Below are 7684 nucleotides of genomic sequence, written 5' to 3' on the forward strand. Positions count from 1 at the left end.
AATTATGGTACGACGACTTTCATCTGTCCATGCCATAGGGGGTTAGTGCTGTGCCACGGTTTGGTTAGTTTGTCAGGGATAGGGCCTAACCACCCGGGATAAAGAGACACGGTCTCTTTAGTAATCGGAAAAACAGGAACCAGCCAATGTTCTGCCACAGGTGTATTGGTTAAAATGGCATAAGCTGCACGCATGGCTTCTGCCCCGAGTGGTCCACAAAATTGGGCTGAGTCAATTTTAATGATACTACCCTGGCGTATGCGTTCCACTGACGCTGGATCCCCATCAATCGTTGCGACAAACAGTTCATCCCGACCGGCTTCTTCCAGTACTTTTACCATGGCCAGCCCCCCCCCATCGTTGACCGTAAAAATGGCATCAATGCTTCCTGTATTGGGGAAGAAGTTTAAAATCTTCTGCCCAACGCGGGTACCTGCAACAGGTTCAACAGCTTGATAGCGTTGAATGATCTGAAAAGGTTGCTTGTGCTGGGTCAGTGCATCCAAAAAACCTTCAACCCGATCAATGGTAGAGGAGACCAGGGGGTATTCCACCAAAATAAGTCGGATGGGTTTATCATTATCAAAGTGATGCGCCATATACTCGCCGTTCAGGTAACCTGCCTGGTAGTTGTTTGAGGTTACAAACGCAGACAAGTGGCCGCCACTGATATATTGGTCATAAGCGACAACAGGTATATTGGCACGATTGGCAGCTTGTAGCTGCTCGGCCAGAGCAGCGTTATCGGTGGGTTGGACGATAATGAGATCCACCCTTTGCTCAATCATGGTTTGCATCTGTTGGATCTGGTTGGTTACGCCTTGTTGCCCATCTCCTGCCCGTTGAATATACAGAGAAAAGGTCGGTAAATCTTGCTCTTTGGCTTGCTTCATTAAGCGGTTAGCTTCGGACTCTAGCCCTGCCAGCATGGCAACTTGACCGGCAATTTGATCGGACCAAACAAGCACACCAATCCGAAAGTTTTGAGCATAGGCCAAGGGGGCAAAAAAGAACCAGAAAAGCAGCAGAACCGCACCTAAGAGAGATTTCATAAGGCTACTTTCATTCTCTGTGAAAGGGTGTTTGAACAGTATAACCTATTGGGGCAAAAGGTGAAGGTGATTCTCAGCTTGCCTTTTTTCTTAAGCGCCACCTCTTTTATACCATAGGAGAATTATTATAGGGGTTGTGCGTGGAAGCATGGCATGCCGAACATGCTTCGTTATAGCAGGTATCATGAGCCGTGCACTTTTGTATTGAACTGGGGGTCATTGGTCTCTGTTGGCTGGATGCATACTCTCAATAGGTAGAGTTGGCCAAGGAATGGTTGTTTTCGGTGCTCAACACGCCTTAAGCATTGATCAGGTGTAGGTGAAAGGGCGAAAAAAGTCTGTTTGGTGCGTGTTGGATATTCATTCAGGCACAGGTTCATGGTTGTTTCATTTTAATGCGGCAGGGTTAACCAGCCATACTTGGTTCAATAAAGAGTGGGGTGTTTTAAAAGGAAAGAAACTGTCGCAACAATGGTGGGTTTGGTCTCATTGTTTAAGGTATGGGGGGAATGCCGGCTCCCCTCACCAGTGAGAATGCGTGTTTTTTGAATAAGATTTGAGTTCGTGATGGTATAACCCTATCGGGGTGGTTTAAACTAAATTTCTTCCGTAGGGCATGCCCAGGAAAGGGTTCAAAAAAAGACAGCGTTTGGTGATGAAAGCCGAATAGGCCTTATCTCCACGGTCTCACGTTTACTCATTTTGATTAAGTTCTGGTTGGTAAAGCGCTTAATCTCATCGGAATGTGGTTTAGATTATAATGATGGATCCCTCACTCTTTATGCGGCTTTTTCTGGGTACTCTGTTGCCCGGTGCCGTTTTACCTTTGGGGATTATCGTTTTACTCCATTTCTCGTTAGGTCATGGTGTGTGGGCTCACCATGGTCTTCATGTGTTGTTAGAGGCTGGTGCTGGCTTTGCTGCACTCTTTGTGGCGGTCATTATTAAGCTTCTGCATAGAAATCAGCAAATCCACTCCCGACTGCTCTGGCTATCGGCCTCTTTGGCCCTATCTGCCCTCCTTATGGCATTACATACCGCCAAAGGTACCGATGAAAATATTGTTATTTGGCTCTATAGCTTAGCCACGCTTTTAGGGGGTGGGTTAAGTGCAGCCATGTTGCTACCCTGGACATGGCGTTGGCGTTCTTGGTTGCCGTATCTCTCTTTTTGTGGCGCGATCATAGTGGTCGCTTGGGCGATGTTCTTACCCCAAACCGTGCCGGAAATGGGGGCGTGGTCTAAGCTTAGCCAACTTGCAATGGCAATGAATCTACTTGGTGCTTTGGGGTTTGTCTTAGCTTGGTTTGCCTTGATCAGTGGGCATGTGCTCAAAGATTTTAAAGGTCCACTTTTGTTGGGGAACTTTAGCCTGTTGATGGCCGCTGCGGCCCTGCTTTTTGTCTTTGCCCAAACTTGGGATCGCTACTGGTGGCTCTACCATCTATTTCGGGTGGCCGCTTTAGGTTTGTTGCTGGTTTATTTCTTTGAACTGTATATGCGTGACTTCCGGTTGCTGCGGGAAAATGATGCCCGCTTTCATGCCTTGGTTGCCAGTATTCATGCCTCTGTCTATCGCTGTAAGATCTCTCTGGACCGACCCCTAATCTATGCGAGTGATGACCTGCAGCATATGACAGGAATTGATGTTGAGACATTGGTCTCTAAAGAAGAGCCCGTTACCCTGAAATCCTTGGTATTGCCTGAAGATTGGCAAGAGGTGCAAGAGGCGCTGGAGTGGTCGATCAAAACCCATGTTCCCTATAATATGCAGTATCGTATTTTACACCCAGATCGTGGTGAGGTGTGGGTTAGTGATCGGGGCCAATTGGTCAAAGATCACCATGGCTTAGCACGATGGTTTGATGGGGCCGTGGTTGATATTACGGAGTCTCGGGAAACAGAACAGCAGCTGTTGCTGGCCAAACAGGTGATTCAGACCGCTTCAGAAGCCATTATTATTACCAATCATCGCAACAAAATTTTAGATGTAAACCCCGCCTATGAACAGATTACGGGCTTTATGCGGCATGAAGTTTTGGGCCGAAACCCCAAGGTCACACAATCTGGACGACACGATCCCAGTTTCTATGCCCATATGTGGAAAAAGTTGATAGGTGAGGGGAATTGGAGAGGAGAGATTTGGGATCGCCGGCGTAATGGAGAGGTGTTCCCCAAATGGTTGTCTATTAGTGCCATTCGTAACCGTTTGGGGGAGATCACCCATTTTGTGGGTGTTTTTCACGACATTAGCCGCCAAAAAAATACAGAAGAGCAACTGGAACGGCTGGCGTTCTATGATCCTCTCACACAGTTACCCAACCGTGTGCTGTTCCGAGATCGTTTAACCCATGAAGTTGGGGTTGCCGAGCGGACCAATAAAATGATGAGTCTGCTCTTTGTCGACCTGGATCGTTTTAAGATTATTAATGACACGTTAGGCCATGGTGTAGGCGATGAACTGCTCTTACAGGTCTCTAAACGTTTAATTGCCAGTGTGCGAAAAAGTGACACGGTTGCACGTTTAGGGGGGGATGAGTTTGCGGTCATTCTACCGGGTATGGATCGTCCTGAAGATGCAGCCCATGTATCAGAGACCATCATCAACCAACTACAAATGCCTTTTTCTTTAGAAGGTAATGAGCTGTTTGTTGGGGCAAGTATTGGTATTGCCGTTCATGGCCAGGATGGGGATGACTATGACGCTCTAACCATGAACGCAGATGCGGCCATGTTTAAGGCCAAAGAGTCAGGCAAGGGTACGTATAAGTTCTTTACACCTGATATGAATGATCAAAACGCCAAACGTTTGGTCATGGAGGCAGAGCTGCGTCGTGCCATCGATAACCAAGAGTTGATGCTTCATTATCAACCAAAAGTGGATGCAGAATCTCGCCAAATCGTCGGTATGGAGGCTCTGGTTCGTTGGATCCACCCTGAACGGGGTGTGATCCCCCCTGGTGATTTTATTCCATTGGCCGAAGAGACAGGGTTGATTGTGCCTTTGGGTGAGTTGGTGTTGACCCGCGCCTGTCGCCAGGTCAAACAGTGGTGGGATATGGGGTTACCCCCTGTACAGGTAGCGGTTAATTTATCACCGCGCCAGTTCCAAGAACCTAATTTGATTGAAAAAATTCAGGATACCCTGGATAAGACGGGCCTGCCCGCCAGTGGTCTGGAGTTGGAGATTACAGAAAGCATCGCGATGCATGATGTCGATAATACCATTGAGACCGTCAAGCAGTTGCGGGATTTGGGTGTACGCATTTCTATTGATGATTTTGGTACCGGTTATTCCTCGTTGAGCTACCTGAAAAAATTCCCTCTACATGCCCTGAAAATTGATCAATCCTTTGTCCGGGATCTGGAAGGGGATGAGGATGACGCCAGCATTGTCGCCTCCATTATCTCCATGGCAAAAGCGATGGCTCTGGGTGTTGTTGCAGAAGGGGTGGAGAATGCGCAACAGCTGGAGTTTCTGCGTGGGCGGGATTGTCAGCAGGTTCAGGGGTTCTTTTTCAGTAAACCGCTACCCCCGTCTGAGTTTCTATCCTTATTGGAAAAACAGAGAGATACCGGAAGTGCCGTCGGTGGTTCTGAGGATTAATCTTATCCAATTCTCTGCGACAGTTCTCTTGTCATAAACCTGTCGTAAATGCCTGTTACAATGCAGTTTTTCTCAGCTCTTTTAGACGGTTGCAGACACCAAGGTATAAGGTGGTGCATCGTCTTCTTGCTGCGCATACTTTTAAGGGATGGGGTGGTGCATGTCCAAGTCTGAACAGTCTGCTTACCTGGAAGCATTACAACAGGCTATAGAAGGGTTTTGCCAGACACAGCATGGTTATCAGTTTAATCCCGATGACCCTCTTATTGCCCCTTATACACGACCCTATGGGTCGGAAGAAATTCTTGCAGCGACCCAGTGCCTTTTAAAAGGCGATGTAAAAATGGGGGCACGTACTAAAGCGTTTGAACATGCTTTTAGTCACGCGCGTAATAGCCGTTTTGGGGTCATGAGTAACTCGGGTTCCTCAGCTAAACTCTTAGCAATTTCAGCGTTGTGCAACCCAAAGTTAGACCAAGCTCTGCAGCCAGGGGATGAGGTGATTGTTCCAGCGCTGGCATGGCCTACCACTTTTTGGCCTTTGATTCAAAATCAGCTCATACCCGTTGTGGTGGATGTTAATCCTGAAACACTAAACCTGGAACCTCGCAGTGTTGAAGCTGCACTCTCCCCACGCACGCGGGCTCTCATGGCTGTTCATGGCTATGGTAACCCATGTGATATGGATGCCTTAGGTAAGCTTTGTGCCCGGCATGAGCTTCTGTTGATTGAAGATTGTACCGAAGCCAATGGTGCCTGCTACAACGGAAAAGCAGTCGGTTCTCATGGCTGTATTGGGACATTCAGCTTTTATCACTCACACCATATGAGCACCATGGAAGGGGGGATGTGTATTACGGATGATCCGGTGATTGATGATATGATCCGTATTCTCCGCGCCCATGGTTGGGTTCGGGATGTCCGGGATGAAAAGCCTTATGCAGAGCGCTACCCAGAGGTTGATCCTCGCTTTCTGTTTGTGAACCAGGGCTATAACCTCAGACCCACTGAAATTCAATCGGCCATTGGTGAAATACAACTTCTGCGCTTGCCCGATGTACTGAAAGCGCGTCAACATTGTGCACAACACCTTGAACAGGCCATGACCCCGTTTTCCCGTTTTTTACGCACACAAAAAACAACCCCAAATAGTGAGCACGCACGCTTCTCTTTTCCTGTCACGCTGACAGAGGAAGCCCCTTTTAGTGTGGCAGACCTGCGAACCCACCTTTCCGATGCTGGTATTGAAACCCGCACGGTAAGTTGCGGCAATATTGCCCGTCAACCGGGGTTCAAATATGTGCCACATCGTGTGGTTGGGGCGCTACCGCATGCGACACGTATTATGAAACATGGCCTTCTGTTACCTGTTCATCAAGATATGGATGAAGCGGCGACAAACTATGTGATCAAAAGTCTAAAAGAGTTTTTCACCCATAAAAACCTCATTTAATACCATCGGGGTAGGGGGGTGTACACCAATGGTGCGTTGTTGATAAGCCGATAAGCTGTTTTCACTATAATTCTATTTTATTATTGTATACCCTGCATCAAAGCTGTGTATTCTATATATAAGCTTTTGATTGTAAAGGTGCCTCGGCCTAACCAATAATAGGCTACGCATATGGGATGGGTTGCAGAGTGTTAAGTAAAAAAGGAATGAATGTTCATGGCACATATCGTTGTGTTGGGTGGCGGTGTTGGTGGCTGGCCAGCAGCTTATGAGTTGCGAGGGGTTTTAGGTAAAGAGCACAAAATAACGGTGGTACATAACAGTCACCATTTTTCGTTTACACCATCAAACCCCTGGGTGGCTGTCGGTTGGCGTACGGCTGAAGAGATTCAGTTGCCAATGCAGGGCTATTTGAATAAAAAAGGGATCGATTTTATTCCCATGGCTTGTCAGGAGATTAAACCTGATGAGAACCAGCTGGTTTTAGCGGATGGGCGTAACCTGGACTATGATTATTTGGTGATCTGTACAGGACCAGAGTTGGCGTTTGATGAGATAGAAGGGTTAGGGCCAGAAGGCAGTACACACTCTGTGTGTACCACTCCCCACGCCCAATCTACCGGCAAAGCGTGGGATGCGTTCCTTAAGGATCCTGGACCCGTGGTGGTTGGTGCGGTGCAGGGTGCCTCTTGCTTTGGGCCTGCCTATGAGTTTGCCTTTATCATGGATGCGGATCTGCGTAAGCGCCGTTTACGTGATCAGGTGCCCATGACCTATGTGACCTCAGAACCCTATATTGGCCACCTTGGTCTGGCCGGGGTGGGGGACTCCCGTACCATGTTGGAGTCTGAGCTGCGTTCACACCACATCAATTGGATCTGCAATGCTAAGGTGACCCGTGTAGAGCCCGGTAAGATGTTTGTTGATGAATATGATGGTGCTGGCAATGTGATCAAACAGCATGAACTGCCCCACAAATTCTCCATGATGTTACCGGCATTTCGTGGGGTGCCCGCTGTGGCCAACGTGGGGAATGAGTTATGCAACCCCCGTGGTTTTGTGAAGGTTGATAAACATCAACGTAACCCCAGTTGGCCCAATGTTTTTTCAGCTGGGGTTTGTGTGGCTATCCCTCCAGTTGAGGCAACACCAGTCCCAACGGGGACCCCTAAGACGGGGTATATGATTGAGTCTATGGTCACAGCCATTGTGCACAACATTGAGCTGGATCTGCAGGGTAAACCTCTTACCCATGAAGGTACTTGGAATGCGATTTGCCTCGCGGATATGGGGGATACCGGGGTGGCTTTTGTGGCCATGCCACAAATTGGTCCACGCAATGTGGCCTGGATGCGCAAAGGTAAGTGGGTCCATTTGGCCAAAGTGGGTTTCGAAAAATACTTCATGCGTAAAATGAAAACGGGGTCATCTGAGCCCATGTTTGAGAAATTTTTACTCCGCATGGTGGGGATCACGCGTCTTAAAAAAGATACATGATCCACCCTTTTAGGCATGGATAAGGGTTGTATAAGGGGGGAAAACAAAGGTTTGCCCCCCTTTTTTATCGTGTGC

At 48.0% G+C, this 7684-nt stretch carries 4 protein-coding genes; 3 read left to right on the plus strand and 1 reads right to left on the minus strand.

What is annotated here, in order from left to right:
- Positions 1 to 2: 2 nt before the first annotated feature.
- A complete protein-coding gene (locus V5T57_RS16665) occupies positions 3 to 1052 on the minus strand; it encodes a sugar ABC transporter substrate-binding protein (protein ID WP_332892386.1) in 1050 nt (349 codons plus the stop codon).
- A gap of 760 nt (positions 1053 to 1812) precedes the next feature.
- On the opposite strand from V5T57_RS16665, the gene V5T57_RS16670 reads away from it, so the two are divergent.
- From V5T57_RS16670 to V5T57_RS16680, 3 genes are all read left to right on the plus strand, one after another.
- Complete coding sequence (locus V5T57_RS16670; protein WP_332892387.1) at positions 1813 to 4659, plus strand: putative bifunctional diguanylate cyclase/phosphodiesterase; 2847 nt, start codon at positions 1813 to 1815, stop codon at positions 4657 to 4659.
- A 160-nt stretch (positions 4660 to 4819) separates the two neighbouring features.
- The gene (locus tag V5T57_RS16675; RefSeq protein WP_332892388.1) at positions 4820 to 6112 is read left to right on the plus strand and encodes a DegT/DnrJ/EryC1/StrS family aminotransferase; all 1293 of its coding nucleotides are present in this window, start codon (positions 4820 to 4822) and stop codon (positions 6110 to 6112) included.
- A 216-nt stretch (positions 6113 to 6328) separates the two neighbouring features.
- Positions 6329 to 7609 carry an NAD(P)/FAD-dependent oxidoreductase gene (locus V5T57_RS16680; protein WP_332892389.1) on the plus strand — a complete coding sequence of 427 codons (1281 nt, stop codon included), beginning with the start codon at positions 6329 to 6331 and terminating at the stop codon, positions 7607 to 7609.
- Positions 7610 to 7684 lie beyond the last annotated feature (75 nt).

The organism is Magnetococcus sp. PR-3 (assembly GCF_036689865.1).
GTDB lineage: Bacteria > Pseudomonadota > Magnetococcia > Magnetococcales > Magnetococcaceae > Magnetococcus.

Coding starts and splice junctions, on each gene's coding strand:
- V5T57_RS16665 (WP_332892386.1), bottom strand. CDS start 1,052: ATGAAATCTCTCTTAGGTGCGGTTCTGCTGCTTTTCTGGTTCTTTTTT.
- V5T57_RS16670 (WP_332892387.1), top strand. CDS start 1,813: ATGATGGATCCCTCACTCTTTATGCGGCTTTTTCTGGGTACTCTGTTG.
- V5T57_RS16675 (WP_332892388.1), top strand. CDS start 4,820: ATGTCCAAGTCTGAACAGTCTGCTTACCTGGAAGCATTACAACAGGCT.
- V5T57_RS16680 (WP_332892389.1), top strand. CDS start 6,329: ATGGCACATATCGTTGTGTTGGGTGGCGGTGTTGGTGGCTGGCCAGCA.